The organism is Shinella yambaruensis (assembly GCF_022899355.1).
GTDB lineage: Bacteria > Pseudomonadota > Alphaproteobacteria > Rhizobiales > Rhizobiaceae > Shinella > Shinella yambaruensis.
This window is the reverse complement of sequence record NZ_JALJCK010000022.1, coordinates 1-25,353: the sequence shown is the minus strand read 5'-3', so window position 1 is coordinate 25,353 and position 25,353 is coordinate 1. Positions and strand designations below refer to the sequence as shown.

Here is a 25,353-nt window from a genome sequence, read left to right as displayed (position 1 = left end):
CGGCCTCACCGGAATGCCGGCATGACATCGGCGATGAAGCGCTCGAGCGACGCCTTCTTGCGCGCAAAGCTCATGCCCGTGTCGATCCAGAACGAATATTCGTCGTAGCCGAGATCCTCGTAGACCTTCAGCCGCTTGATCACCTCGTCCGCCGTGCCGATCGGCATGTTCTCGCGCATCTTCTGCGGCGTGAGGTTTGGATTGGCGGCAAGCTCCTCCCCGGAAAGGCGCTCGATGAGACCCTGGCTGATCGGCCGCTCGTTCTTGAACCAGGCGAAGAAGTAATTGTAGTAGGTACTCACTTCCTTCGCGGCCTGCGCGATATCGGCCTCGTCGGAGCCGACATAGGTGTGCAGCAGCAGCATGATCTTCGGGCGCGGCACGCCCGTCGCCTTCTCGCAGGCCGCATCGAAGCGCTCCATGAGGCTGGCGATTTCCGCCTCGCCATTGGCAAGCGGCGTGCACTGCACGTTGCAGCCGTTGGCGACGGCGAATTCGTGGCTGTTGGGATCGCGCGCCGCGACCCAGATCGGCGGGTGCGGCTGCTGCACCGGTTTCGGCGCGGAGGTCGTCTTCGGGAATTTCCAGAACTCGCCGTCATGGGCATAATCGCCCGCCCAGAGACCCTTGACGGCCGGGATCAGCTCGCGCATCCGCTGGCCGGCGCCCCAGGCATCGAGGCCCGGCAGGAGCCGTTCGTATTCGAAGCTGTAGGCGCCGCGCGCGATGCCCACGTCGAGCCGGCCGCCGGCGATGATGTCGGTCATCGCCGCTTCGCCGGCAAGCTTGATCGGATGCCAGAACGGCGCGATCACCGTGCCCGTGCCGAGCCGCACATTCTTCGTGCGCCGCGCAAGGTCTGCGATGTTGACGAAGGGGTTCGGCGCGATCGTGAAATCCATGCCGTGGTGCTCGCCGGTCCAGATGGCATGCATGCCGCCCTTGTCCGCGATCTCGCACAGCGCGATGAATTCCTCGTAGAGGTCCTGATGGTTCTGCCTGGCATCCAGCCGTTCCATGTGAACGAACAGGGAGAATTTCATGGCTTACCCCTTTGCAGCCACGGCGTGCACGCGGCCCTTTTCCTGATTTCCGAAATAGACGCCGAAATTGCCGAGCGTGCTTTCCTGCGCAAAACGCGTGACGATGTCGCGCACCGCACCGTCGGCGATCTCGGCCACCGGCGGAGCCTGGACGGGAAAGAAGCGGCCGCTCCTTGCCGTCCCGTCTCCCAGTTCGGCGCGGTAGACGACATGCTGCTGGCCGGTTTTCGTGTCCTCGTAGACGGAGTAGAGAAGACCGGTCGTGAGCGTCAGCCCCACCGTCTGCGCGATATGATGCTCCAGGGCCTCCATGCCGTCACCCTCGGCCTTTTCGACGAACGGCAGCGTCCAGCCCCCCTTGCCGTCATCGATCAGGAGGAGTTCACCGTTCCGCACGGCGACTGCGCCGAGAAGCAGGCTTTCGGCCGAGGCGAGCAGGCTCTTTTCAGCGAGCGCCGGCGTGAAATACCCGCCGCGCGCATAGCCGAGGCCGGTCTTGCCGCTGTTGTCGAAACCCTCGACCCGGCCGATCAGGATCACATGATCGCCGGCATCGACGACCTCATGCGTCGCGCAATCGAACCAGGCGGCAACATCGGCGAAGACGGGCGAACCGTGCGGTCCCGGCCTCCAGTCGACGGCCGCGAAACGGTCCTCGACGGGGCGGGCGAAGGTGTTGGAAACCTCCTTCTGCCCTTCCGAGAGGATGTTCACGCCAAACCCCTTCGCGCCGGTCAGCGTCGCGTAATTGCGCGAGGTCTTCGCCAGGCAGACGAGGAGCAGCGGCGGATCGAGCGAAACGCTGGTGAAGCTGTTGGCGGTGAACCCGATCGGCGCGCCCGCATCGTCTACGGTCGTGACGACGGTGACACCGGTCAGGAATGCGCCGAAGGCGTCGCGCAAGGCTCTCGCGTCTGGTATCATGGTCTCCTCCCATGGTCCGTGAGGACCGAATGTTTCAGCTCGTCGCCAGCCAGTCCGCAAGCGCACGGTTCACCGCGTCGGGCGCCGTCAGGTTCACCATGTGACGGTGTCCCTCGATCACCACGGCCCTTCCCCGGCGGGCGGCAGCGGCCATGTCCCGCGTCATGCCGGCGGTCGAATTCAGGTCTCCGTCCCCCGTCAGAAAGAGCGCCGGGCATTCGACCCCGGGCCAGCAATCCGCATAGACCGTATCCCCGCCGGCAAAGGCCGCGTAGGCCGCGGCATAACCTGACGGGTCCACCGCCTGCAGCAGGTCGCGCACCAGGATGTAGGCGTCGGTTCCCGCCTCCTCCTCGGAAAACCAGCGGGCCAGCGGCGCCACCCGGTCGAAGTCGCCGGACCCGATTTCCCGCGCCCGCGCCTCCACAGCCTTCCGCGCGTCCGGCCCCCGCCGGTAGACGCCATTCAACAGCGCAACCCGCCGCACCCTCCCGGGCGCCGTCGCCACGATGCCGTTTGCGATCAGTGCGCCCATCGAATGGCCCGCGACATTGACCGGCCCGGCATCGACCTCCTCCAGGAAGCGCTGGAACCATGCCACATAACGGTGCAGGTCCGGCGCGCCATCGAGCGCATTCGAAAGGCCGTGACCGGGAAGATCGACCGCGATCACGCGATATCCTTCCGCCAGCCGCTCGATCTGCGGCCCCCAGGCCTCGATGCGCATGCCGACGCCGTGGATAAGGACGAGGGCCTCATCCCCCGCGCCCCGCTCCAGATAGGCCGCGCCCGAAGGCGTCTTAGACCGCGGCAGGATTTGCAACATCGTGGCCCAGCTCCTTGAGGTCCTGGTACCGGTCACCGATGCGGTGATGCGGGCGACCGCCAATGGAAGCGCCAAGCGCCAGCACGATCTCGTCGGCGGCCGGCGCATCCGGGACCGCGCACTGAATGGTGAGGTAGTGCGACCGGCGGCCCTCGTCGTTCTTGTCCATCAGCGGGATCATGATCGGCGCATTCGCCGGGCCGCGCGTGTTGCAGAAGGCGAGATAGGACTTTGCGCCCACGGCGCTGCGGTAGTGGTTGCCGAAACGAAGCGTGTGGATAAGGGCGGACGCATGCTCTACCTCGCCGTCTAGGCCGACGACCGCCGACTTGCCATAGGCTTCGACGGCTTCGCCGGAGCCGGCCTCATCGATGATCATCCCGGTCAGGAGCTCGCCAAGGACCGGAGCGACGGCATGGATTTCCGGTTTCAGGTCCTCGACGAAACCGCGGCCAGCCCATGGGTTTTTCACGACGGCCACGGCCGCGATCAGCTTGAGCGGCCGTGCGGCCTTTCTGCCGCCCTCCACGAACGTCGTCTCCACATGCAGCAGCGTTTTCCGGACCAGCGTCACCGAGGCATCCTCCTGTCTTTCATCTGCTCATATTTTGGTATACCATAAGACAAAGTGTCAAGCCATTGTCTCGAACTTTTTTTGCGGCTATGAGTCCAGCATGACAAAGAACGCCGAAAGCCTCGCGGCCCTCCGCATCGAAACCCCGCCGACAACGCTCCGGGAGATTGCGCTCGACCGCATGCGTCGCGCCATCATCGGCGGCCTCTTCGAGCCGGGCGAGCGGCTGGTCGAACGCACGCTCTGCGACCAGCTCGGCGTCTCGCGCTCCGTCATCCGCGAGGTCATTCGCCATCTCGAGGCGGAAGGGCTCGTCGAGATGCTCGCCAAGCAAGGACCGATCGTCGCAAAGCTCGATTGGGATGATGCGCGGCAGATCTACGAGATCCGGGCCGCACTGGAATCAACCGCGGTCGCCGATTGCGCGCGCGTTGCCGGCCCCGACGTCAAGGCGCGGCTGCGGAAAGCGATGAACGAACTGGAAGAGACATCGAAGCAAAACTCTCCCGTCGGCGTGCTCGATGCGACCACGGAGTTCTACAAGGTCGTCTTCGAGGCCGGCGGCCACAACATCGCCTGGGAAATCGTCAGCCGCCTGAACAGCCGCATCTCGCGGCTGCGCGTCATGACGCTCTCGACATCGAATCGCATGGCGTCCGGCCCCTCGCAAATCCGGGAAATCTTCAAAGCGATCGACGCCAACGATCCCGCCGCCGCCGCGGCAGCCTGCCGCGCCCATGTTGGCGCAGCTTCGGCGATCGCGAAGACGATCCTCGCCTGATCATCCGAATAAAACGCGACCGCCGAAAATCGGCGGCCGTGTGCAGTCATGCCAAGGCTCGATGGTCATTAAAAGCACCGCCGACCGGCATCCCGTCAGCTCAGGAGGTCGGCCGCCGTCCTTGCCAGCGCCAGCGTTCCGAAGGCGATGGACCGCTCGTCCGGCTGATAATGCGGATTGTGCACCTTGTCTGATCGTCCCGGCTGGGAGGAACCGACAAGCAGCCGGAATGACGGAACGATTTCAGCGAAAAGCGCAAAATCCTCGCCGCCCATGCTCGGCTCGTAGTCGAAGGCGACGTCGCCGAGCTGCGCCCTGATCGCATTGACGGTGCGCTGGAGCATGCCCGCGTCGTTGAAGATGGGCGGCGTGCCCCGTCTGTAGGTGAGCTCGCATCCTGCCCTGAAGCTCAAACCCACACCCTCGCAGAGCCGGCGCAGGCCGACCTCCGCCGCGTCGCGCGCCTCCGGCTGCCGGCTGCGCACCGTTCCCTTCAGTTCACACCGTTCGGGAATGATGTTTCTCGCCTCCCCCGCATGGATCGAGCCGACCGTCACCACGCAGGCGTCGAGCGCCCGCACGTCTCGCGACACGATGGTCTGCAGCTGGCCGATCAGTTGGGCCGCGATGACGATCGGATCGACGGCGGCGTAGGGACGGGCGGCATGTCCGCCCTTGCCCTGCACGGTGATGTCGAAGGAATCGACCGCGGCATTCGCATAGCCGTGCACGATACCGAACTGGCCGACCGGTATTTCAGGCCGATTATGCAGGCTCAGCGCCATGTCGACGCCCTCCATGACCCCGTCGGCGATCATTTCCCTGGCGCCGCCGATGGCCTCCTCCGCCGGCTGGAAGATCAGGCGAACGTCACCGGCCAATCGGTCCTCCAGGCGCTTCAGCACGGCGCCGACGGCCAGCACCGTCGCGGTGTGGAGATCGTGACCGCAGGCATGCATACGGTTCGGGACCTTGCTCGCATAGGCCAGCCCCGTCTCCTCCTGCATCGGCAGGGCGTCCATGTCCGCGCGGATCAGCAATGTGGGGCCGGGCCTCTTGCCGCGAATGTGCCCGACGACGCCGGTGCGGCCGACGCCGGTCTGGTGGTCGATCCCGAGGCTCGCCAGGGTATCCGCGACGAGGGCCGCGGTCCGGACCTCCTCGAAGGCGATTTCGGGATACTCGTGAATGCGCCTGCGGACATCGACGAAACGGGCCTCGTTTTCATTGACGATCGCGGCAATCAGCGACGCCACGTCGTTGACGCCGGAATGGGAAACCTTCTCAGCCACGGCTGACCTCCTGTTCTCGGATTTGAAATTACGGATGCGACCGGGCCCTGGTCGAACGCTCCAGGCGCTCCGTCAGCCGTTCAGATGGCAGGCCGACAGATGTCGCGGCGCCACCTCCTTGCGGATTGGCACCTCCACCCGGCAGCGCTCCATGGCGAACGGACAGCGGGGATGGAAATGGCACCCCCTGGGCGGATCGAGCGGGCTGGGCAGTTCGCCTTCCACGGCCTTGAAACGCCGCTTTCCGGTTTCGATCCGGGGAACTTCCGCAAGGAGAGCCTTCGTATAGGGGTGGTTGGGACGACGGAAGACATCCTCGACGGGCGCTTCCTCGACGATGCGGCCGAGATACATGATCGCGACGCGGTCGGAAATGTGCTCCACCACCCCGAGGTCATGGCTGACGAAGAGATAGGTCAGGTCCAGCCGGTCCCTGAGGTCCATGAACAGGTTGATCACCTGGGCCTGGATGGAGACGTCGAGGGCGGCGACGCTTTCGTCGCAGACAAGGAATTGCGGCTGCACCGCCAATGCCCGCGCGATGTTGACGCGCTGGCGCTGACCGCCGGAGAATTGGTGCGGATAGCGCGCCTTCATGGACGGGTCGAACCCGGCCAGCGTCAGGTAGTTGTCCACGTAGGAGACGCGTTCCGCCGAGGACGCCAGGCCATGCGTTTTCGGCGCTTCCCAGATGATGTCCTCGATCGTCATGCGCGGATTGAGGGCGGCCATCGGGTTCTGGAAGATCATCTGCGTGGCAAGGCCGGCCTCTTTCTGCTCGGCGGCAGACATCGCCCGGCGATCCACGCCCTTCCACAGAACATTGCCGCCGGTCGGCGCGGCGATCCCGGCGATGACGCGGCCGAGGGTCGATTTTCCGCAGCCGCTTTCGCCGACGAGGCCGACGACCTCGCCGCTGCGGATGCTGAGGCTGACGCCATCCAGCGCATGGACGACCGGGGCGGGTTTCGCCAGCTTCAGGCTGAGCGCGATCTTCGCGGCAAGGTCCGGCCTGGCGCCGAAACGCTGCGTTATCGTCCTGGCCTCGATCAATGGGGTCTCGGCAGCCGTCATGATGCAGATACTTTCGTCACGGGATGGATGCAGCGGAAGGATCGCTCGCCCGCAAGCGCGAGCTCCGGCATGACAAGGCAACCGTCGTCCGCCCGCTCGCAGCGCGTGCGAAAACTGCAGCCCTGCGGAAGACGGTTGAGGGCCGGCGTCATGCCGTTGATCTGGTGCAAGCGCTCGCCGCGGTGGTTCTGCGACGGCACGGAGGCGATCAGGCCTGCCGTATAGGGATGGCGGGGATCGTTCAGAACCTCGGAGACGGGGCCGGTCTCCACCAGCCGGCCGGCATACATCACGGCGATGTCGTCAGCCAGCCGCGAAACGATCGCGAGGTCGTGTGTAACCCAGATCACCGCGGTCCTTGCCTCTTCGGTGAGCTTCTGGAACTCCGCGATGATCTGGCTCTGGATCGTCACATCGAGCGCCGTCGTCGGTTCGTCGGCGATGATGAGATCCGGCTTGTGCAGGAGCGCGATGGCGATGGCCACCCGCTGGCGCATGCCGCCGGAAAACTGGTGGGGATAGGCCGCAAGCCGCTCCTCGGGGCTCGGGATGCCGACGAGGCCGAGCGCATCGCGGGCGCGCTGCCGGGCGGCTTCCTTCGATACGCTCTCGTGGGCCAGCACGGCCTCGATCATCTGCGTGCCGACGGACAGGACCGGATTGAGCGTCATCGTGGGATCCTGGAACACCATCGCGATCCGCTTGCCGCGGAGGCGGCGCATCTCCTCCTCCGAATTCCGGCTGATATCGACGCCGTCGAAAAAGATCTCGCCCGCGGCGATGCGGCCGGGCCGTTCCAGAAGCCGGATGATCGAAAAGCCGGTGACCGACTTTCCGGAGCCGGACTCGCCCACGAGGCCAAGCACGCGGCCGCGCTCGACGGAGAAGGACACGTCGTTGACCGCCCGGGTGCCGGGCTGTCCCTTGCCGCCGCCGAACTCGGTGACCAGGTTGCGTACCTGCAAAAGCGCGCTCATGACGCATTCCTCGGATTGAGCACGTCGCGGAGGCGATCGCCGACCAGGTTGATGGCGACGATGGTGACCAGGAGCGCGATGCCGGGAAAGAAGCTGATCCAGTAGAGGCCCGTCAGCAGATACTGGTACCCCGTCGAGATCAGCATGCCGAGCGAGGGTTCGGTGACGGAGGCGCCGAGGCCGAGGAAGGAAAGCGTCGCCTCCAGGCCGATGGCGCGCGCCACCTGCATCGTCGCGATCACGATGACGGGGGCGAGACAGTTCGGCAGCAGGTGCCGGAAGAGGATGCGCCAGCCCGGCAGGCGGAGCATGCGCGCCGCCTCGATATATTCCTTCTCGCGCTCGACGAGGGCGGTGGCGCGGACGGTGCGCGCATAGGTCGCCCATTCGGCGATGATCAGCGCGATGACGACATTCAGCACGCCCTTGCCGAGGATCGCCAGCATCATCAGCGCCATCAGGATCGTCGGGAAGGACAGCTGCAGGTCGACGAGACGCATGATCACGGTTTCCGTCCGGCGCCCCATATAGGCGGCGAACAGCCCGGCCGTCGTGCCGATGATGGCGGCGGCGAAGGCGGAGAGCACGCCGACCAGCAGCGACGTGCGAAGGCCGTAGAGAATGCCGGACAGGATGTCCCGGCCCTGGCTGTCCGTGCCGAGGTGATAGACGAGACCGGTCATGGATTCCGACCCCGGCGGCAGGCGCCCGTCCATGATGTCCAGCTGCATCAGGTCGTAGGGGTTCTGCGGCGATATCCAGGGCGCAAGGAGCGCCAGGCAACAGATGACGAGGAGGGTGACGAAGCCGATCGCCGCCGCCGGCGAGGCGAAGAAATCGGCGAGGTGCTTGGAAAGCCGGCCGGGTTCCGGAAGCGTCTCTTGCATATCGTGTTCGGCCATGGGTCTAAGCCTTTGAATCCAGCCGGACCCGCGGATCCAGGATGGTGTAACAGACGTCGATGATGAAGTTCAGGACGACGAAGAGCAGGACCATCATCATCAGGTAGGCGACGATGACGGGCCGATCGAGGAGATTGATCGAGTCGATGATGAGCTTGCCCATGCCGGGCCAGGCGAAGATGCTTTCGGTGACCACCGAAAAGGCGATGAGCGAGCCGAATTCGAGGCCGATGATCGTCACGACGGGGATCATCAGGTTCTTGAGCACATGCACTGCGATCACCCGGCGCTCGCGCAGGCCCTTCGCACGGGCGAACTTGACGTAGTCCTGGGGGAGCACCTCCTGCACGCCGGCGCGCGTCAGCCGCAGGATGAGGGACGTCTTGAACAGAGCGAGATTGAAGGCGGGCAGGAGCAGGTGCCTCAGCCCCTCCCCGGTCAGGAACGACCATCGCACGCCGAACAGTTCCAGCGTCGGGCCGCGCCCGTTGGTCGGCAGCCAGCCCAGTTCGACCGAGAAGACCATGATCAGCATCAGCCCGACCCAGAATGTCGGGAGCGAAAATCCGAGAATGGAGCCGCTCATGATAAGCTTCGACGAAACCCGGTTCGGATAAAGCCCCGCGTAAAGCCCGAGCGGCAGGCCGAACACGAGCGCGATCGCCAATGCCGAGATCGCCAGTTCGAGCGTTGCCGGCAGGCGTTCCAGGATGAGCCCCATGGCGGGTCGGCCATAGACGAAGCTGTTGCCGAAATCGCCGTGAAGCAGACCTTGCAGGAACAGGAGATATTGGCGCCAGAGCGGCTGGTCGAGGCCGTAATGGGCGATCACGCGCGCACGCTCGGCCTGGTTGGCATCCGGGTTGATCAGGATATCGACCGGATTGCCGATCACGTTCACGCCGATGAACACGATCACCGTCATCGCGACGACGACGAACACCGCCTGTATCAACCGCCTGATTATCGATGTGACCATTGATTGCTCCAGGGTCCTGTTTTCAGCGCGTTGTCCGGCGCCAGGGCGTTTTCCGCTTCGGCCGGAAACGCTTCTAGGCGACGGAGATCGCCATCCCGTCACGTTGCGGATCGGCGGCGCCCCTGGAGACCCCGTCCTCGATCCTGATCGCGTGGACCGCCGCGAATGCATAGGTCTGGGATGAGCGGGCCACCTGATACCCTTCGGCGCGCAGTTCGTCCTCCACCGAATGGCGGATGCGGTTGCAGATATCGATGGTGTTCGAGACACCGACGATCCGGGGCGCGACGACAGCCTCGAGCACGGACATGTCGAAGTCGATCATGTTCATGAGGCACTGGGCGACGGCGGGGGCGATGTAGCTCCCCCCTGGCGCACCGATCACGATGCTGGGTTCGTCATCCTTGAAGACGATGGTCGGGGCGGCCGAACTCGGCCGGCGCTTTCCGGGGGCGATGGAACCGGGCTTTCCCGGAACCGGATTGAAGCGGCTCATGGTGCCATTATACATGAAACCGAGGCCATCCGTGATCGCGCCGGAGGGGCTGCCCAGCGTGTGGGTCATGGCGACGGCATTGCCTTCCCTGTCGATCACCGAGATATGGGTCGTATCGCGCTGCGACCGGTCGAGGCGCGAGACATTGGCCCTCTCGCCGGCCTTGATCGACGCCGCCAGGGCGACGGCATGGTCGCGCGACAGCAGCTTCTCGTAGGGCACGTCGACATAGGCGGGATCGCCCATATGGGCGTCCTTGTCGATCGTCATCCGCTTCATGGCCTCGAACAGGATGCGGATGTGCTCGGCGCTGCCGTGTCGCATCGCGCCGACATCGAACTGCTGCATGATATGCAGGAGTTCGAGCAGCGGGAAGCCGGAACCCGGCGGAGGCGACGTGGCGATGCGGTGCCCGCGATATTCGCCCCAAACGGGCTTTACGCGCGACAGTTCGTAGCGGGCGAGATCCTGCTGGTCGATCAGGCCGCCATTGGCCTTGAAATCCTCGGCGATCTGCTCGGCGATCTCGCCATGGTAGAAGATGTCGGATCCGCCGCTGCGTGCAATGCGCTCGAGCGTCCGCGCCATGTCCGTGTTGACGAGCGTTTCCCCGACATTGCGGATGTTGCCGTCCTCATGGAAATAGACGCGCCGGCCGGTGGCGGAATAGCGCAGCTTTTCAAGCGTGTTGGCAAAGCCGTCGTTCGACTGGTCCTTGGTCCAGTACCAGTGCATATGGCTGCGGATCATGAAGCCGTCGCGCGCAAAGCGGATCGCCGGCGCGATGAGGTCGGCCCAGTCGAACGTGCCGTAGTCCCTGAGGGCCGTCTCGTAGCCTTTGAGGGATCCGGGCGTGCAGACCGCAAGGTAGCCGATATCCGAGATATTGCCTTCCAGAACGTAACCGAAGCCGTCCCGGCTCTGGTGCTTGATCGCGCCCAGCCACATATCCGGCGTCGCCTTCAGGGGCGCGCGGGCGTAGAATTCCAGGATGTCGTGCACGCCCCTCTTCGGCATGTGCACATGCATGGAGCCGAACCCGCCGATGCCGGCCATCTGCGGATCGACGACGCCCTGGACGAAGGCGCAGGCGAGCGCTGCGTCGATGGCGTTACCGCCGCGCTCCAGGACATGCGCGCCCGCTTCCACCGCCTCGGGCTGCGGCGCGACAATGGTTGCGTTTCTCATCTTGCGCGACGGTCCTTCAATACCTTTGCGAGGAAGGCCTTAACGTGGCCCAGCACCTTGATCCGGTCGTGGGAGACGCCCGGCACGCGCTCGAAGCTCACGTCGACGCCCGCATCGCGGAACGATTCCGCAAGCGCCGCCAGCCGTTCGGGGCGCGTCGCGCCGGCATCGTTCGCGCCTTCCATGTAGTATCGCCCGCCGGGCTGGTGGGTGATCTCCCAGGTCTCCAGGTCGGCATCGCCGACGACCATCTGGACCGGGACCTTTGCAAGCTCCTGCGGCCGGAACGGCCGGCCGAAACGGGCCTCCAGGTCGCGAATGCCGACCCACCAGTCGCGCGTCGGATCGAGAAGCGTGACGGAACCCGGCGCGCCGATCGAGGCGGCCCAGAGCCTTTCCGGATGGAGGATGGCGAAACGGTGGGTGAAATGCCCGCCGCCGGAAAAGCCGAACATGGCGAAGGTCGACCAGTCCTGGCCGTATTTGGCGGCCACTTCCTCGACCATGGCGAGGACGACACGGTCATAGCGGATGTCGCCCTCCTCGATGAACTTGTAGCCGGAGCGCGCGCCGTCGCCGAGCACGCCGACGGGGAAGATCGGACACAGGATGGCGCAATCGTTGTAGAGGCCGAATTCGGCGAAACCGTCACGGAAGTCAATGGCCGACGTGCGGCCTGTGCCGTGCACGGCGACCAGAAGGTCGAGCTTGCGGCCATCGGCCGCCGTCGGCGGCACGTAGAGCAGCATGTGAAGGCGCGGATCGACCCGTGACGCGAAAATCGCCGTCTGGCCGTAGTCATAGATCGCCGTCGCCCGGGCGCTGGCATCGCCCGTTCCGAGTTCCTGCATGATCGTCTCCTGGAAAGTCATGGATGGGGGCCGCCTCGCACGGCCCCCGGCCCGCCGTCAGTTTGCGGGCTTCACTTCATAGGCGAGCGTGTACTTGTCGCCACGCGGCGTGTAGGCGACCGTCTTGCGGGCGCCGAGCACGACGTTTTCGTAATGCATGGGCAGGATCCACAGATTGTCGAAGGTCTGCTTCGACAGCTCCTCGAGCAGCGGAGCGCGCTCCGCCTCATCCAGGGTCGAGCTCGCGCGGGCGAGCACCTCGTCGATCTTCGGATCCGAAACGCCGCCGCCATTGTAGCGCCCGGTTCCCTTCGCCTCGTCGCGCGTGGCGACCAGAGCGACCGTCGGATTGGTCGTCTCGCCGGTGTTGACGCCCCATGAACCAAGATAGGTGCTGTACTCGCCCTGCGCATAGGCTTCCGAATACATGGCCCAGGGCATCACCTCGACCTTGGACTGGACGCCGATGCGCGTGAACATCTGGCCGACGGCCTGGAGCACTTCGGCGTCCTTGACATAGCGGCCGGAGGGGCCGTGCAGCGTCAGGCTGAAGCCATCCGGATAGTCCGCCTCGGCCAGGAGCGCCTTTGCGGCGGCCGGATCGTAAGCCACGCTCTCGACAGCGTCGCTATGGCCGGCATACCCCTCCGCCACGAACTGGTCGGCGACGGTGCCGTTCTTCTGCATGACGCGGTCGACGATGGCAGGTCGATTGATCGACATCAGCATTGCGCGACGGACGCGAATGTCCTTGAGCGGGTTCTCGTCGAGGTTGGAACCGTCCGCGGCCTTGACGAAGGGCGACGCGTCGCGGCTGACGTCCATGCCGAGATAGACGAGGCGCGAGGACTGGCCGTTGACGACCTGCAGGCTGTCGCTTGCCTCGACCCGCGCCATGCCGTCGGCCGGAAGGGCCTCGATGATGTCGATCTCGTTCGACAGAAGCGACGCCAGCCGGGCCCCATCGTCGGGCAGGAAGCGCAAGGTGACGTTCGACCAGTGCGACGCGCCGGCGAAATAGTCCTCGTTCCGCTTCATCGTCAGCTCGCCGCCCGGCGTATAGGAGACGAAGGAATAGGCCCCCGTCCCGATCGCACACTTCCCGTTGTCGAAGTCCTGGACCGGCGCGTCCTTGCAGTCGGCGCTGATGATGCGGATACGGCTGACAGAATTGAGGATGAGGGGATCGGGGACCTTCGTCTCCACGACGACGGTGAGCGGATCCTTTGCGGTCACGTTCGCAATATTGCGGGTGTAGGAGGCAAAACCCTGGCTCGGCTTGTCGCGGGCCCGCAGCAGCGAGGCGACGACGTCGTCGGCGTCGAATGCGCTTCCGTCGTGAAACTTCACGCCCTCGCGCAGCTTGAATTCCCAGTGGGTGGCGTCGATGGCCTTCCACTCGGTCGCCAGTTCCGGGTCGTTGGCTGATGTGCCCGTGAGGTTGATGAGGCTGTCCCAGATGTGCCGGGATGTCGCGTTGTTGGGCGCGGAGCTGTCCTCATGCGGATCGATGGTGGTGGGTGTTGTCGACATGCCGATCGTCAGCGGTGTCTCCTGCGCGGCGGCGAGTGCAGGAATGGCGATCGTGCCGAGCAGCGCGACGGCTGCCCGCGTCAATATCTTTGCGGTCATCTGATTAAATCCCAGTTGGAGTTTCCTGCCGGTCTGACGCCAGCCTGACGAGGGGTTCTGAGCCTCTCTTGAACAAAAACGTAAGTTCCCCGGACACCCATTGTCAAACGGAAAACCGGCATGTTACGCTAAACGTAACGCTTCCCCTTGGGCAATAACAGGATCATTCCTCTGTGGAAAACTCTCCATGAACGACGAGGAAAAAGAAGAAAAAAGATCGACTGTTCAAGCTGTTGATGTCTGCATCGACGTGCTTCTGGATGTCGCGAAGAATCCGGACTGCAGGCTGGCCGACATCGCCAGGAACATTGGCGAGACCAAGCCAAGAATCTTGCGAATGTTACGCACAATGGAACGCCGTGGACTGGTCCGGAAGAGCAGCAGCGGGACCTATCGGCTCGGAAACACCGCCATCGTGCTCGGCACGGCCGCATCGACGCAGGTCGATCTGGTCAGAATAGCCAACCCGATCCTCGAAGAACTCGGGCAGAAGGTGAATGAAACGACCCAGTTGAGGATCATCGACAACGGCGAATCTCTCTGCATCGCCAAGTTCGAACCGACACGGGACCTCCGGGTGCATTCCATGATCGGAAGGCGCCGGCCGCTTCATGCGGGTTCCTACAAGATTCTGCTCGCCTACCTGCCGCCGCAGGTCCAGGCGCAGATGATTCCCGACAAGCTCGAGCGCTTCACCCCCCGGACCATCACGACCCGTGCGAGGCTGGAGGCGGAGCTGAAACGCGTTCGCGAGGCCGGCCACTGCGTCAGCCGCGGCGAGGTCAGCGATCAGCTTGTGTCGGTATCCGTCCCGGTGCTCGCCTTCGACGGCTCGGTCATCGCTGCCGTGAACATCGCCGCGCCGGCCTTTCGAACACAGGACAACGATATTCCGCGCTATATTGCCCTCCTGAAGGACGCCTCCAGGAAAATATCGGAGGGCCTCGGCTGGTAAAGGTACGGCCGGAGGGGGCGCCGGCAAGGCCGGCCGGTGCCATCAGGAAACGGCACCCGTCAACTTCCGCCGCAGTCCGGGTCAAGGCACGCCAGTCGTCGAACAGCGACAGACGAGCGGACGAATCCGGTATAGCATCCGGTTCGTGGCGGTCTGACGGAGCACGGCTGCATGGAAAACGGCCTGATCGAGCGAATCTACGAGGCTGCTTTCCAGCCGCAGGGCTGGATGCGCGTGCTTGAGGACATCGGCGCGCTCGTCCGTTCGCCGGGCGGGGCCCTCTTCGTCTATGACGACGCCCGTCCCGTCCAGTACAGGGCCACGGACGAGGTGGCCGAGGTCGCCCACGAAAGCACGAAACAGTGGCGCGACAGTTCCCGCGTCGCATATGCCCAGAAGAGGCCGTTCTTTGGCTTCGCCGTCCTCAACGACTACTTCCCGGCGGAGCTGATCGCGTGCGATCCGTGCCGCAAGAGGCTCGATGCATTGGGGCTGGACAGCGAGGTCGCCGCCGCCGTGCCGCTTCCGACGGGCGAACTCGTGATCTACGATTTCACCAGGCGGAAGGCCGACGGCCCCCACTCCCGGGAAGACATAGCGACGCTTGACCGCCTTCTCCCGCATCTGGCGCGGGCCGGCCTGATGGCCGCCCATCTCGGGCTGGAGCGCGCGAAGGCGACGACATCGACGCTGCAGGCGATCGGCCTGCCCGCCGCCGTGCTGGGCGGCAACGGCCGGGTCCTGTCGGCCAATGCGCTGTTCGACGGTTTGACCGACCTTTTCATGCCTGTCGCCTTCGGGCGGCTGGCGATCGCGGACATCCCGGCAAACCGCCTGCTGCAACAGGTCATCGAGACGGGGCTTGCACCGGGCGAAAAGATCCAGTCCATACCGATTGGCGCAAAGGAGAGCCGCGAGGCGTGCGTCATTCATGCCCTGCCGCTCCATCGCAGCGCCCATGACCTGTTTCCCGGAGGCGATCTGATCGTCGCGGTCACCGCATTGCGAAAGTCGTCGATCGTTCCCGCCCCGCAGGTCCTGATGGGTCTTTTCGACCTCACGCCTGCCGAAACACGCTTTGCGATCGAGCTTGCCGCCGGAAAGACCGTCAGATCGATCGCAAGGACCCTCGGGATCGCAGACCGGTCCGCCACGACCTACCTCACCCGCATATTCGAGAAAACCGGCACGCACCGCCAATCGGAACTCGTGTCCTTGCTGACGATGACCCAGCCGTTTCGGTGAGAGGTCCCGCTTCGGAACGGAGGCATGCCGGCTTGGTTGCGGCGCGCAACCGACAGGCGAGCGCCCTCTTCAAATTGACCAGGCTCCCAGGAGGAACAGATGAAACGTCTCGGACTGGCTTTCGCGCTTTCCGCCCTGCTGCTGCCGGTCGCGGCGGACGCCGACGAATTCTATACGATGAACAAGCTTTCCTTCTGCGGGAACGCCGATGCCGGAAGCGTCACCATATCCGCGACGGCCTTCAGCGAAGATGCGAGCCGTGTCGCCGTCGCCACCGAGGGACTTCTTGTCCGCATCTGCGATACGGCGAACGGGAACGAAGTCGCGTCGCTGTCGGCCGCGACGGCGCTCGACAAGCCCGACGGCTTCCTGGGCTTCGTCGCCTTCAGCGCAGATGGCGCGCGTCTCGCGACAGCGTCCGGGGACAGGATCGTGCGCTTCTGGGATATCGCCAGCGGCCGCCAGCTCGGCGAGCTTGCGCATCCCTCGCCGGTCGTTGCCGTCGCCCTCAGCCCCAAGGGGGCAGGCGTCGCCACGGCATCCGCCGAGGGGATCGTGCGTCTCTGGGATTCCACGAGCGGCAGCGCAATCGCGTCTCTGCAGCCGCCGCTGGATGTCACCTCCCTATCCTTCAGTCCTGACGGAAAGCAGCTCGCCGCGACAGGCCGGAAGGGAAAGGTGCACCTATGGGACGCGGCGTCAGGCAAAAAAATCGCGACGCTGGAGGGGCATGCCGGCAAGGTTCTTCAGGCACGCTACAGCTCGGACGGCGGAAAGATCGTCACGGCATCGGACGACAGGACTGCGCGGATATGGAATGCTGCAGATGGCGGCCAGCTGCTGGTTCTGCCCCATGCCTTCGAGGTTCATTCGGCGGCCTTCAGCAAGGACGGTACGCGGATCGTCACGGCATCGGCCAACGAAGCCCATATGTTCGATGCCGTGTCGGGAGGCCAAATCCATGTGCTGCGGGGACACGAAGGCGACGTGAACGACACGGCGTTCAGCCACGACGGCCTGCGCGTGGCCACGGCGGCGGAGGATCGCAGCATCCGCGTCTGGGATGTGGAGAGCGGCGCCGGGATAGCCGTCCTGACGGGCCATCTCAACGCCCCCGGCTCCGTTGCCTTCAGTCCGGACGGGCAAAGGCTCCTCAGCACGAGCGGGGTCGAGCCGATCGCGTGGACACGAATGCCGGCGGGAGGCTTCCCCGACGGCTTTTCCGGGATATGGTTCAGCAAGTTCGACGGCATGGACGACTCCGCCGAGTTCGCCAGAAGCATGTGTTTGATGAGTCCCATCAAAATCCACGGCAACGGTCTGATCGTCCTCTTCGACGGCATGGGCCAGGACCCACCCCAGACAATCCTGCATTTGCGATGCGCATCAGACCGGAGCTGCCAGATGTTCGGGGGCGCGCCGGGCCAAAGCCTCGACGCACAGGGCCGGGGAAATCTCGATATTTCAGGAGACGACGGCAAGCTCTGCATCGCGGGAGAATGCCGCCCCATCGTCCGTTGCCCGGCTCTGATTTGGAACGACGAAGAGCGGAAGAGCGGCTTCGCGGAGCGTTGGGAAGCCGCAGTCAACGCGCAAGGACAGTGAAGGAGAGCCGTGCGAGAGCGACCGGTCCGGCGCACCATGCCCTATCGCGCCGGCACCACCCGCTGGCGCCGTTCGCCCAACCGGTCTATTTCGCGAATCTGCCGATGGGCCGTCCGCTACGTGAAAGGATCCACAGCGCGACATGGTGCGGGTTCTGATGCCCGGCAGCAAAATCACCCGGAAGACCGCGATGAAGAACCTTCACCGCGGCCTATGGGAGAAAGCGTCTAGTAGAGGGTCAGAGCCGGAATGTAGCTCACCGCCAGGAGGAGCAGCATGGCCATCACGAAGAACGGCCAGAGTTCCCGTGTCGTCGCCCCCATCGACGCCTTGGCGATCGACGACGAGATGAACAGCGTCGTTCCGATCGGCGGCGTATAGAGGCCGATACCGAGGTTGATGACCATCATCAGGCCGAGCTGCACCCGATCGAGACCGATCACGTCGGCAAGCGGCACGAAGATCGGGCCAAGCAGCAGGATCGCCGGCGGCAGATCGAGCGGCATGCCGACAATCAGCATCAGCAGGTTCATCATGAGGATGATGACGATCGGGTTCGACATGTTCTCGGCGACCCATCGCGCCACCATTTGCGGCGTCTGATCGAATGTCAGCACCCAGCCCACCGCCGCGCTGCCCATGATGACGAGCATGACGACACCGGTCGCGACCCCCGCTTCGATGACATTGTCGCAGAAGCGCCTGACGGTCAGGTCCCGGTAGAAGCCGAGGCTGAGGACCAGCGAATAGACGACCGACAGAACGGCCACTTCCGTCGGCGTCGCAAAGCCGAAGCGCAGGCCGAGGATGATGAGCACCGGCAGAAGCAGCGCCGGCAGGCTCTTGCCCGCCATCATGGCGAGTTCGCGCTTGCGGACCCTCTCCTTCGCCACGGGATAGCCGCGGCGGACCGAAATGGCCCAGCAGACGAAGACGAAGCTTGCCGCCATGAGCAGGCCGGGCAGGATGCCGGCGATGAAGAGGTTCGCGATGCTGACACCGCTGACCAGCGAATAGAGGATCATGGGGATCGACGGCGGAATGAGCACGTCGATGACGGCAGAGGTGGCATTGTTGGCCGCGCACAGCGGCGCCGGATAGCCGTGGCGCTTCTGCCAGGGAATGAGGACCGAGCCGAGCGCACTGGCATTGGCGACGGCCGAGCCGGAGACGCCGCCGAAGACGACCGAGGAGAGCACTGTCGTGGAAAGCGCGCCGCCGCGCCAGCGCTGCAGGGCCTTCGAGGCGAGCTCGAGCAGTTGCTGGCCCAGCTTGCCGCCGAGCATCAGGGTCCCGGCCAGCATGAAGAAGGGCAGCGCGAGCATCGGGAAGGACTGGGTCTGGTCGTAGACCTGCTGCGCAACGATCGAGAGCGGGACATGGTCGGTGGAAAGAATGGCGAGGCCGGCCGAAATGATCAGCGCGTAGCCGACGGGAACCGCGAGCATCATCAGCACGCAGAAGGCGACGATCATCACAAGGGTCATCATAGCGGCATCTCCTCGGTTTCCGCCTGCGGGCGGGCATCCCAGCCGTTGACGAAGACGCGCAGGCACGCCGTGGCGGTAACGACCGCCACCAGCACGGCGCTGAGCGCGATGGAGTAGTAGCCGATGCTGTTGGGCAACTGCAGGACGGGGCTGCGCTCGATGCTGGCGATGTCCGCGACCACCAAGGCCTGGCGCGCGAGCACGGCGAAGGACGCGACCGAGATCAGGTTGGCGATCATGAAGACGACGATCCGGCCGCGGTCCGCGAACTTCCCGTAGATCCATTCGACGGACATGTGGATGCCCATCTGCGCGGCAAGCACGATGCCGGCGACGATGAACCATGGAAAGATCAGCGTCGGCAGCTCCTGCGCGAAATTGAAGCCGCCGCCGGCAAAGGTGTAGCGGGCAGCGACATTGGCCGTCATGACGACCGTGAGAACGACTCCGGCAAGAATGATCGTGGCGCGACACAGCAGCGATATGGCCCTGTCGATCCGATCGGCGGCAGCCAGCAAGCCATCGGTCATCGGTGCTCCTCCCCAATATGCACGATGATGGATGAAGACCGCGCGCCGGCCTGCGGCGCGCGGTGCGGCAGGATCAGCCCTTGGCGGCCGCGGCGATCTGCGCCACGAACTCGCCGAAGGGCTTCTGCTTCCAGGTCTCCAGGACGGAGGTCGTCGCGGCCGCGAAGGCGGCACGGTCGACCTCGGAGATCTCGATCGCCGTATTGGCCTTGAAGGCTTCGAGCGTCTCGGTGGCCTTCTGCGCCGACAGGTCGCGCTGCAGCGTGCCGGCCTCCAGGGCTGCCGCCTTCACGGCCTCCAGGTCGTCGCCAAGGCGTGCCTCGGACATCTTCGACATCAGGAAGGGCGTCGATTCCCACTTGTGCGCCGTCAGGCTGATGTACTTGTTGACCTCGTAGAGCTTGGAGCTCTCGATGTTGGCGAGCGGGTTCTCCTGCCCGTCGACGACGCCCTGCTGGAGCGCGATGTAAAGTTCGCCGAAAGCGATCTGCTCGGTGCTCGCGCCCAGCGCCTCGAAGATGTCGATGGTCATCGGGTCGGCCGGCGTGCGGATCTTCAGGCCCTTCACGTCGTCGGGCGTCTTGACCGCCAGCTTCGAGTTGGACAGGTGGCGGATGCCGTTGTCCCACCAGTCGAGGGTGACGAGGCCGACGGCATCGAAGCGCTCGGCAAGCGCCTTGCCGACATCGCCCTGCAGCACCTTGATCGCCTGCTCGGCCGTCTCGAACAGGAAAGGCAGGCCGAGGGCGGCGATCTCGGGGATGAGCGCGGAAACCGGCCCCTGGCTGTTGGCGGTGATGTCGAGCGCGCCGGTGCGCAGGCTCGTCAGCATGGCCGCATCGCTGCCGAGCGTTTCGGAGCCGGCGACGTTGATCGTCACGCGACCCTCCGTCTTCGCTTTCACCAGCTCGGCGAACTTGTCGGCGGCGACCGTGCGCGGATTGCCGGGCGCTGCGCCGTGGCCGAGCGTCAGGGTCACGGCAGCGCGCGCCTCGCGGCCGAACGACAGGATGGCTGGCGCGGCAAGAACAGAGCCGCCCGCAGCCAGAAAGGCACGCCGCTTCATCAGAAAAGTCATTTTCAATCCTCCCAGTTGGCGCCCTCCGGCGCAGTGCATGGAACATCCGTGGCGGCCGGCTCCCGACGGCTGCTCACCTATCTGATTCAATCCTCTTCGAGCCACCCCTTCGTCCGTTCGACGATGCGATCCGTGGAAATGCCGTAGCGGTCGTGCAGCGTCGGCAGCGCGCCGGCATCGAGGAAGGCATCCGGCAGCGCGATGTGGCGGAAGCGTGGTGCACGCCCGTTGGCGAGCAGGGCCGTGGCGACCGCTTCGCCGAGCCCGCCGATGCGGGAATGGTTCTCGGCCACCACGACGAGCCGGCCGGCGCGATCGACCTCCGCGAGGATGGTCGCGACATCGAGCGGCTTGATCGTCGGCGAATGCAGGACAGCGGCCCGGATACCGTCCCCCTCGAGCGCGCGGGCCGCCTCCAGTGCGCGCATCGTCAGGATGCCGGACGAGATGAAGAGGACGTCGCCCCCCTCGCGCAGGACCTTCGCCTTGCCGAGTTCGAAACTGTAGTCGTAGGCGTCGAGCACCGCCGGCACCTGGCCGCGCAGCAGCCGCAGATAGACCGGCCCGTCATGGGCTGCGATCGCCGGTACCGCCTGCTCGATGTCGAGCGCGTCGCAGGGATCGACGATGGTGATGTCCGGCATCGCGCGGAAGATGGCGATGTCGTCCGTCGCCTGGTGGCTCGGGCCGTATCCGGTGGTCAGCCCCGGCAATGCGCAGGCGATCTTCACCGGCAGCTTCTCCTCCGCGATCGCCATGGCGATGAAGTCGTAGGCCCGGCGCGCGGCGAAGACGGCGTAGGTGGTGGCGAAGGGCACGAAGCCCTCGCGCGCCAGCCCCGCGGCCGTGCTCATCAGAAGCTGCTCGGCCATGCCCATCTGGTAGAAGCGGTCCGGAAAGGCCCGCGCGAAGATGTGCAGGTCGGTGTACTTGCCGAGGTCGGCGGTGAGGCCGACGATGCGCTCGTCGCGCTTGGCGAGCTCGACCAGGGCGTGGCCGAAGGGAGCGGGACGCGTCGCCTGTCCTTCCGCCGCGATCGAGGCGATCATGGCGGAGGTGGTGAGCCGCTTCTTCGCCGGCGCGGCGGCGGGTTCCTTGCCTGTCGTGCTCATGCCGGCCGTCCCTGTTCCAGAGCTTGGAGCGCAAGCGCCCATTCGTTCGCCTCGACGCGGATGAAATGCGTCACCTCGCGGCTTTCGAGGAAGGGCACGCCCTTGCCCATCTTCGTGTCGAAGACGATGGCCCGGGGCCGGTCGTCCCTGACCGCCATGGCCGTGTCGAAGGCGGCGCGCACGGCCTCGACGTCGTTGCCGTCGACGCGCTGGACATGCCAGCCGAAGGCGGCGAACTTGTCCGTGACGGGCTCCGCCGACAGCATGTCGCGCGAGGGGCCGTCGGCCTGCTGGTTGTTGAAATCGACGAGATTGACGAGGTTGCCGAGCCGGTGATGGGCCGCGCCCATCGCCGCTTCCCAGGTCGAGCCCTCGCCCAGTTCCCCGTCCGACATCAGGTTGAAGACGAAGCGGTCGGACCCCTTGCGCTTCAGGCCGAGCGCCATGCCGACGGCGATGCCGAGGCCGTGGCCGAGCGAGCCGCCGGTAATCTCCATGCCCGGCGTGTAGGAGGCCATGCCGGACATGGGCAGCCGCGAATCGTCGCAGCCATAGGTCTCGAGCTCGTCCTCCGGCACGATGCCGGCCTCGATGAGCGCGGCATAGAGCGCGATGGCATAGTGCCCGATCGACAGGAGGAAGCGGTCGCGGCCCTCCCAGCGCGGATCGTCCGGTCGGTAGCGGAGCGCGTGGAAATAGGCGACGGCGAGCACATCGGCGATGCCGAGCGCCTGGCCGACATAGCCCTGCCCCTGGACCTCGCCCATCAGCACCGCATTGCGGCGGATGCGATAGGCCCGCTCGGCAAGCGAGACATTCGCCAGGAGGGCGGGATTTTCGGTTGCGGTTTCTGTCGTCATGGCGCCCCTCCGTCGGTCGATCCTCAGTGGATCAGCATGCCGCCGTTGACGTCGATGACGGCGCCTGTGACGTAGGACGACAGGTCGGAGGCGAGGAACAGGTAGATGTTCGCCACGTCCCGCGCGTCGCCCAGGCGGTTGAGCGGAATGCCCTTCAGGATGTCGGCGCGCATCGCGTCCGTCAGCTTGCCGCCGGTGATGTCGGTCTGGATCAGCCCGGGGGTGACGGAGTTGACACGGATGCCGTCGACGCCGAACTCGCGGGCCATCGCCTTGGCGAGGCCCAGCACGCCGGCCTTGGCGGCCGAATAGTGCGGGCCGCCGAAAATGCCACCGCCGCGCTGGGCGGAGACCGAGGACATGCAGGCGATCGAGCCGCCGCCATTGCCGCGCATGTGCGGAATGGTCGACTGGCTGAGGTTCAGCACGCCCGTCATGTTGACGGCGACGATGCGCTCCCAGTCCTCGCCGGTGATGTCGAGCGTCTTCACCGGCTGGGTGATGCCGGCATTGTTGATCAGGATGTCGATCTTGCCGAAGGCGTCGATGACCCGGGCGATCGCCGCATCGCAGGACGCCCTTGCGGTCACGTCGCAGGCGACACCGAGATGAGCGCCGCCCTCGACGGCGGCGATCGAGGCGGCGGCTTCGGCGCTTGCCGCTTCGTCGAGATCGAGGATCGCGACGCGTGCGCCGTGTTCCGCGAAAAGTTCGGCCGTCGCCCGGCCGATGCCACGCTTGCTCGCCGCGCCGGAGATCACGGCGGTCTTGCCCTTCAGCAACATGTCAATTCTCCTCCCCGGACGCCGAACGGCTCCGGCCCATCGATAGGCGGCTCACCGTCTCTTGCGCAGCCGCTCCGCCTTGCCCGGCGGATGGCGGGGATATTGCAGAGACCCACCCCCGGCTTCAAACGCGAAGTTTACACCGGTAGGTGAATCTGTTTCACTAATCGAATGCTGAACGGAATTTCACTGTCCTCGATCCGCGCCTTCGAATCCGCCGCCCGGCTCGGCTCCTTCCGGGCCGCCGCCGACGAGCTGCATCTCTCCGCAAGCGCCGTCAGCCATGCCATCGTCAAGCTGGAGCGGGCGCTCGGCACGCCGCTCTTCGAACGCACCACGAGAACGGTGCGCCTGACCATCGACGGCCAGACGCTGCTCAGCCATGCGTCGAATGCCTTCGAGGAGCTGCGCTGCGGCATCGAGCTGGTTTCCTCGAACCGGTCGCATCTCCTGCGCCTCCATTGTGCGCCGAGTTTCGCCGCGCAGGTTCTCTCCCCGCGCCTGCCGCAGTTCCTCGCCGCCAATCCCGGCATCGAGGTCCGCCTCGCGGCGAGCACCACCTATGTGCGCTTCGTTGACGGGGAGTTCGATGCGGACATCATCTACGGCGAGCCGCAGGGCGACGATCTCGTGATCATCCCGCTCGGCACGGAGACGGTGACGCCGCTCTGCACGCCGGACCTCGCGCAAGGCATCCACACGCCGCGCGACCTCCTCTCGAAGGTCCTGATCCGCAGCGACAACAAGCGCCTGCGCTGGCCGGACTGGTTCGAGGCCAACGACCTCGGCACGCCGCCGATCCAGAGCGTCAGCTTCGACCGCTCGTTCCTCGCGATCGACGCCGCCGCCAACGGCCTCGGCGTGGCGCTGGAATCGACCCGCCTTGCCCATCGCGAGCTGAAGAGCGGCAAGCTCGTCGCGCCGCTGACGGGTGTCGCCAGGGACGTACACTATATCGGTCATTATCTCGCCTTCCCGAAATCCGGCTCGCAGCGGCGGCTGGCGCGGCGTTTCGCCGAATGGCTCACAGCCGCGCTGGGCGAGGCGCAAGCCGGCGAGACGGGCACCGCTCCCGCCATTGATGAAGCCAATTCACCGGTCCTTTAGTTCTTTCCGTTTGTCGATACGCCCGCGCCGTCGCATCTATCGGTGATGCGGGGGCGAGGAGTTCCCTTGCGGGATGCCGGCCGCGGGGCCGGCGCGGGAGGATGGAATGACAGAACGGATCGTGTCCGCATCCGGCGCGCCCTATGACGGGCACAGCCGCGAGAGGATGCTGGAAAGCTTGGCGCGTCTCGGTTTCACCCATGTCGAGCCGGCCTTCATCGTCGGCTACACGGAGCCCTTCGACGAGACCGCCTTCCTGCCGGCGGAGGCCGAAGCCTGGCGGCGGGCAATGGGCGCGGCGGGCCTTGCCTGCCATGCGATGTCCTCGCATATCGATCTCGGCCTCGACGACGCGGTCGAGGTCTTCACCGGGCGCATGGAGTTCGCCGCCGCGCTCGGCGCGAAGGTCATCGCGACGAATGCCAGCGCCCAGGCGCGCGAAGCCGCATTCCGCCGCAACATCGACAGCCTGCTGAAGCGCGCCGAGCGACTCGGCCTCGTCATCGCGCTCGAAAATCCGGGCGACGGCAGCGACAACCTGATCAATACGGCAGCGGACGGCGTGGCGCTCGTCGCGGCATATGCCTCCCCCTGGCTCAGGCTCAACTACGATGCCGCCAACACGGCCTCGCACCGCCCGGATTTCGGCGATTTCGCGGGCGACGCCGTGCGCGCCCTGCCCGCGTCCGCCCACGCCCATATCAAGGATGTACGCCGCACCGACCGGGGCTGGTTCTTCACGCCCGTCGGCGAAGGCACGATCGGCTGCGTGCGCCTTCTTTCCGCCGTCGCCGCGCTGCCCGATTTCCCGGTGAGCATCGAACTGCCGCTGCGGCTCCATCGCGACCCGAACGCCAGGCCGGTCCGCCAGGCCGAACCCGTCGCGCTCGAAACCATCGAGAACGCGCTCGCACGCTCGCTGCGGACGGTGCGCGAGGCGCTGGCCGCCTGCGGCTGATTTTTCTGAAGGAGGAGTTACCATGCAGCGTTTCATCAACGACCCTGACCTTGTTGTCGAGGATACCGTCAAGGGTTTTGTGAAGGCGC

The 25,353-nt window shown here is 65.4% G+C and carries 24 protein-coding genes; 6 read left to right on the top strand and 18 right to left on the bottom strand.

Annotated elements, in window-relative coordinates; genetic code table 11:
- Nucleotides 1–5: 5 nt before the first annotated feature.
- The 4 genes from MUU56_RS30885 to MUU56_RS30870 are packed head-to-tail and all read right to left on the bottom strand — an operon-like array spanning nucleotide 6 to nucleotide 3,367.
- Nucleotides 6–1,043: an LLM class flavin-dependent oxidoreductase gene (locus MUU56_RS30885; protein WP_245082503.1), complete on the bottom strand. Its 1,038-nt coding sequence runs from the start codon at nucleotides 1,041–1,043 to the stop codon at nucleotides 6–8.
- A 3-nt stretch (nucleotides 1,044–1,046) separates the two neighbouring features.
- A complete protein-coding gene (locus MUU56_RS30880) occupies nucleotides 1,047–1,967 on the bottom strand; it encodes a flavin reductase (protein WP_245082500.1) in 921 nt (306 codons plus the stop codon).
- Between the two features lie 34 nt (nucleotides 1,968–2,001).
- Nucleotides 2,002–2,793 carry an alpha/beta fold hydrolase gene (locus MUU56_RS30875; RefSeq protein WP_245082497.1) on the bottom strand — a complete coding sequence of 264 codons (792 nt, stop codon included), beginning with the start codon at nucleotides 2,791–2,793 and terminating at the stop codon, nucleotides 2,002–2,004.
- Nucleotides 2,768–3,367 carry an amino acid synthesis family protein gene (locus MUU56_RS30870; RefSeq protein WP_245082494.1) on the bottom strand — a complete coding sequence of 200 codons (600 nt, stop codon included), beginning with the start codon at nucleotides 3,365–3,367 and terminating at the stop codon, nucleotides 2,768–2,770. The genes MUU56_RS30875 and MUU56_RS30870 overlap by 26 nt, the downstream gene beginning before the upstream one ends.
- Nucleotides 3,368–3,467: 100 nt before the next feature.
- On the opposite strand from MUU56_RS30870, the gene MUU56_RS30865 reads away from it, so the two are divergent.
- Entirely contained in the window at nucleotides 3,468–4,148 is a 681-nt protein-coding gene (locus MUU56_RS30865) for a GntR family transcriptional regulator (RefSeq protein ID WP_245082490.1), read from the top strand.
- A gap of 95 nt (nucleotides 4,149–4,243) precedes the next feature.
- Here MUU56_RS30865 and MUU56_RS30860 read toward each other — a convergent pair whose 3' ends face one another.
- The 8 genes from MUU56_RS30860 to MUU56_RS30825 form a co-directional block, all read right to left on the bottom strand.
- Nucleotides 4,244–5,440 (bottom strand): M20 metallopeptidase family protein, encoded by a 1,197-nt coding sequence (locus tag MUU56_RS30860; protein ID WP_245082488.1) that lies wholly within the window; start codon nucleotides 5,438–5,440, stop codon nucleotides 4,244–4,246.
- A gap of 72 nt (nucleotides 5,441–5,512) precedes the next feature.
- Entirely contained in the window at nucleotides 5,513–6,514 is a 1,002-nt protein-coding gene (locus MUU56_RS30855; RefSeq protein WP_245082485.1) for an ABC transporter ATP-binding protein, read from the bottom strand.
- On the bottom strand, nucleotides 6,511–7,491 hold the full coding sequence (locus MUU56_RS30850) for an ABC transporter ATP-binding protein (protein ID WP_245082482.1): 981 nt from the start codon (nucleotides 7,489–7,491) through the stop codon (nucleotides 6,511–6,513). Before MUU56_RS30850 ends, MUU56_RS30855 begins: the two co-directional genes overlap by 4 nt.
- The gene (locus tag MUU56_RS30845; protein WP_245082480.1) at nucleotides 7,488–8,393 is read right to left on the bottom strand and encodes an ABC transporter permease; all 906 of its coding nucleotides are present in this window, start codon (nucleotides 8,391–8,393) and stop codon (nucleotides 7,488–7,490) included. The genes MUU56_RS30850 and MUU56_RS30845 overlap by 4 nt, the downstream gene beginning before the upstream one ends.
- 4 nt (nucleotides 8,394–8,397) lie before the next feature.
- Nucleotides 8,398–9,372: an ABC transporter permease gene (locus MUU56_RS30840; RefSeq protein ID WP_245082477.1), complete on the bottom strand. Its 975-nt coding sequence runs from the start codon at nucleotides 9,370–9,372 to the stop codon at nucleotides 8,398–8,400.
- A 73-nt stretch (nucleotides 9,373–9,445) separates the two neighbouring features.
- Nucleotides 9,446–11,056 (bottom strand): gamma-glutamyltransferase, encoded by a 1,611-nt coding sequence (gene ggt, locus MUU56_RS30835; protein WP_245082474.1) that lies wholly within the window; start codon nucleotides 11,054–11,056, stop codon nucleotides 9,446–9,448.
- Nucleotides 11,053–11,907: an alpha/beta hydrolase family protein gene (locus tag MUU56_RS30830; protein ID WP_245082471.1), complete on the bottom strand. Its 855-nt coding sequence runs from the start codon at nucleotides 11,905–11,907 to the stop codon at nucleotides 11,053–11,055. Before MUU56_RS30830 ends, ggt begins: the two co-directional genes overlap by 4 nt.
- Before the next feature lie 57 nt (nucleotides 11,908–11,964).
- Complete coding sequence (locus MUU56_RS30825; protein WP_245082468.1) at nucleotides 11,965–13,539, bottom strand: ABC transporter substrate-binding protein; 1,575 nt, start codon at nucleotides 13,537–13,539, stop codon at nucleotides 11,965–11,967.
- A gap of 187 nt (nucleotides 13,540–13,726) precedes the next feature.
- Between MUU56_RS30825 and MUU56_RS30820 the strand changes: the two genes are divergently transcribed.
- The 3 genes from MUU56_RS30820 (at nucleotide 13,727) to MUU56_RS30810 (ending at nucleotide 17,344) form a co-directional block, all read left to right on the top strand.
- Complete coding sequence (locus tag MUU56_RS30820; RefSeq protein ID WP_245082466.1) at nucleotides 13,727–14,494, top strand: IclR family transcriptional regulator; 768 nt, start codon at nucleotides 13,727–13,729, stop codon at nucleotides 14,492–14,494.
- A 171-nt stretch (nucleotides 14,495–14,665) separates the two neighbouring features.
- Entirely contained in the window at nucleotides 14,666–15,739 is a 1,074-nt protein-coding gene (locus MUU56_RS30815) for a helix-turn-helix transcriptional regulator (RefSeq protein WP_245082464.1), read from the top strand.
- Nucleotides 15,740–15,838: 99 nt separating this feature from the next.
- The gene (locus tag MUU56_RS30810; protein WP_245082462.1) at nucleotides 15,839–17,344 is read left to right on the top strand and encodes a WD40 repeat domain-containing protein; all 1,506 of its coding nucleotides are present in this window, start codon (nucleotides 15,839–15,841) and stop codon (nucleotides 17,342–17,344) included.
- Between the two features lie 227 nt (nucleotides 17,345–17,571).
- Here the strand turns inward: MUU56_RS30810 and MUU56_RS30805 are convergent, their stop codons facing one another.
- The 6 genes from MUU56_RS30805 to MUU56_RS30780 all read right to left on the bottom strand — a co-directional run bounded on the left by MUU56_RS30805 (nucleotide 17,572) and on the right by MUU56_RS30780 (nucleotide 23,199).
- Nucleotides 17,572–18,831 (bottom strand): TRAP transporter large permease subunit, encoded by a 1,260-nt coding sequence (locus MUU56_RS30805; RefSeq protein WP_245082607.1) that lies wholly within the window; start codon nucleotides 18,829–18,831, stop codon nucleotides 17,572–17,574.
- Complete coding sequence (locus MUU56_RS30800) at nucleotides 18,831–19,364, bottom strand: TRAP transporter small permease (RefSeq protein WP_245082459.1); 534 nt, start codon at nucleotides 19,362–19,364, stop codon at nucleotides 18,831–18,833. The genes MUU56_RS30805 and MUU56_RS30800 overlap by 1 nt, the downstream gene beginning before the upstream one ends.
- A gap of 73 nt (nucleotides 19,365–19,437) precedes the next feature.
- The gene (locus MUU56_RS30795; protein WP_245082457.1) at nucleotides 19,438–20,442 is read right to left on the bottom strand and encodes a TRAP transporter substrate-binding protein; all 1,005 of its coding nucleotides are present in this window, start codon (nucleotides 20,440–20,442) and stop codon (nucleotides 19,438–19,440) included.
- An 86-nt stretch (nucleotides 20,443–20,528) separates the two neighbouring features.
- Entirely contained in the window at nucleotides 20,529–21,554 is a 1,026-nt protein-coding gene (locus tag MUU56_RS30790) for a transketolase family protein (protein ID WP_245082455.1), read from the bottom strand.
- Complete coding sequence (locus MUU56_RS30785) at nucleotides 21,551–22,414, bottom strand: transketolase (protein WP_245082450.1); 864 nt, start codon at nucleotides 22,412–22,414, stop codon at nucleotides 21,551–21,553. Before MUU56_RS30785 ends, MUU56_RS30790 begins: the two co-directional genes overlap by 4 nt.
- A 23-nt stretch (nucleotides 22,415–22,437) precedes the next feature.
- Complete coding sequence (locus MUU56_RS30780) at nucleotides 22,438–23,199, bottom strand: SDR family NAD(P)-dependent oxidoreductase (protein WP_245082447.1); 762 nt, start codon at nucleotides 23,197–23,199, stop codon at nucleotides 22,438–22,440.
- A 171-nt stretch (nucleotides 23,200–23,370) separates the two neighbouring features.
- Between MUU56_RS30780 and MUU56_RS30775 the strand changes: the two genes are divergently transcribed.
- Nucleotides 23,371–24,306 carry a LysR substrate-binding domain-containing protein gene (locus MUU56_RS30775; RefSeq protein ID WP_245082444.1) on the top strand — a complete coding sequence of 312 codons (936 nt, stop codon included), beginning with the start codon at nucleotides 23,371–23,373 and terminating at the stop codon, nucleotides 24,304–24,306.
- Between the two features lie 106 nt (nucleotides 24,307–24,412).
- Complete coding sequence (locus MUU56_RS30770) at nucleotides 24,413–25,264, top strand: sugar phosphate isomerase/epimerase family protein (RefSeq protein ID WP_245082442.1); 852 nt, start codon at nucleotides 24,413–24,415, stop codon at nucleotides 25,262–25,264.
- The last annotated feature ends 89 nt before the right edge of the window (nucleotides 25,265–25,353 follow it).

Bases quoted from the DNA above. Each gene is read 5' to 3' on its own strand.
- MUU56_RS30855 (WP_245082485.1), bottom strand. From the start codon at position 6,514: ATGACGGCTGCCGAGACCCCATTGATCGAGGCCAGGACGATAACGCAG.
- MUU56_RS30790 (WP_245082455.1), bottom strand. From the start codon at position 21,554: ATGAGCACGACAGGCAAGGAACCCGCCGCCGCGCCGGCGAAGAAGCGG.
- MUU56_RS30840 (WP_245082477.1), bottom strand. From the start codon at position 9,372: ATGGTCACATCGATAATCAGGCGGTTGATACAGGCGGTGTTCGTCGTC.
- MUU56_RS30795 (WP_245082457.1), bottom strand. From the start codon at position 20,442: ATGACTTTTCTGATGAAGCGGCGTGCCTTTCTGGCTGCGGGCGGCTCT.
- MUU56_RS30820 (WP_245082466.1), top strand. From the start codon at position 13,727: ATGAACGACGAGGAAAAAGAAGAAAAAAGATCGACTGTTCAAGCTGTT.
- MUU56_RS30845 (WP_245082480.1), bottom strand. From the start codon at position 8,393: ATGGCCGAACACGATATGCAAGAGACGCTTCCGGAACCCGGCCGGCTT.
- MUU56_RS30885 (WP_245082503.1), bottom strand. From the start codon at position 1,043: ATGAAATTCTCCCTGTTCGTTCACATGGAACGGCTGGATGCCAGGCAG.
- MUU56_RS30785 (WP_245082450.1), bottom strand. From the start codon at position 22,414: ATGACGACAGAAACCGCAACCGAAAATCCCGCCCTCCTGGCGAATGTC.
- MUU56_RS30830 (WP_245082471.1), bottom strand. From the start codon at position 11,907: ATGCAGGAACTCGGAACGGGCGATGCCAGCGCCCGGGCGACGGCGATC.
- MUU56_RS30815 (WP_245082464.1), top strand. From the start codon at position 14,666: ATGGAAAACGGCCTGATCGAGCGAATCTACGAGGCTGCTTTCCAGCCG.
- MUU56_RS30825 (WP_245082468.1), bottom strand. From the start codon at position 13,539: ATGACCGCAAAGATATTGACGCGGGCAGCCGTCGCGCTGCTCGGCACG.
- MUU56_RS30775 (WP_245082444.1), top strand. From the start codon at position 23,371: ATGCTGAACGGAATTTCACTGTCCTCGATCCGCGCCTTCGAATCCGCC.
- MUU56_RS30850 (WP_245082482.1), bottom strand. From the start codon at position 7,491: ATGAGCGCGCTTTTGCAGGTACGCAACCTGGTCACCGAGTTCGGCGGC.
- MUU56_RS30770 (WP_245082442.1), top strand. From the start codon at position 24,413: ATGACAGAACGGATCGTGTCCGCATCCGGCGCGCCCTATGACGGGCAC.
- MUU56_RS30800 (WP_245082459.1), bottom strand. From the start codon at position 19,364: ATGACCGATGGCTTGCTGGCTGCCGCCGATCGGATCGACAGGGCCATA.
- MUU56_RS30810 (WP_245082462.1), top strand. From the start codon at position 15,839: ATGAAACGTCTCGGACTGGCTTTCGCGCTTTCCGCCCTGCTGCTGCCG.
- MUU56_RS30805 (WP_245082607.1), bottom strand. From the start codon at position 18,831: ATGACCCTTGTGATGATCGTCGCCTTCTGCGTGCTGATGATGCTCGCG.
- MUU56_RS30865 (WP_245082490.1), top strand. From the start codon at position 3,468: ATGACAAAGAACGCCGAAAGCCTCGCGGCCCTCCGCATCGAAACCCCG.
- MUU56_RS30780 (WP_245082447.1), bottom strand. From the start codon at position 23,199: ATGTTGCTGAAGGGCAAGACCGCCGTGATCTCCGGCGCGGCGAGCAAG.
- ggt (WP_245082474.1), bottom strand. From the start codon at position 11,056: ATGAGAAACGCAACCATTGTCGCGCCGCAGCCCGAGGCGGTGGAAGCG.
- MUU56_RS30875 (WP_245082497.1), bottom strand. From the start codon at position 2,793: ATGTTGCAAATCCTGCCGCGGTCTAAGACGCCTTCGGGCGCGGCCTAT.
- MUU56_RS30880 (WP_245082500.1), bottom strand. From the start codon at position 1,967: ATGATACCAGACGCGAGAGCCTTGCGCGACGCCTTCGGCGCATTCCTG.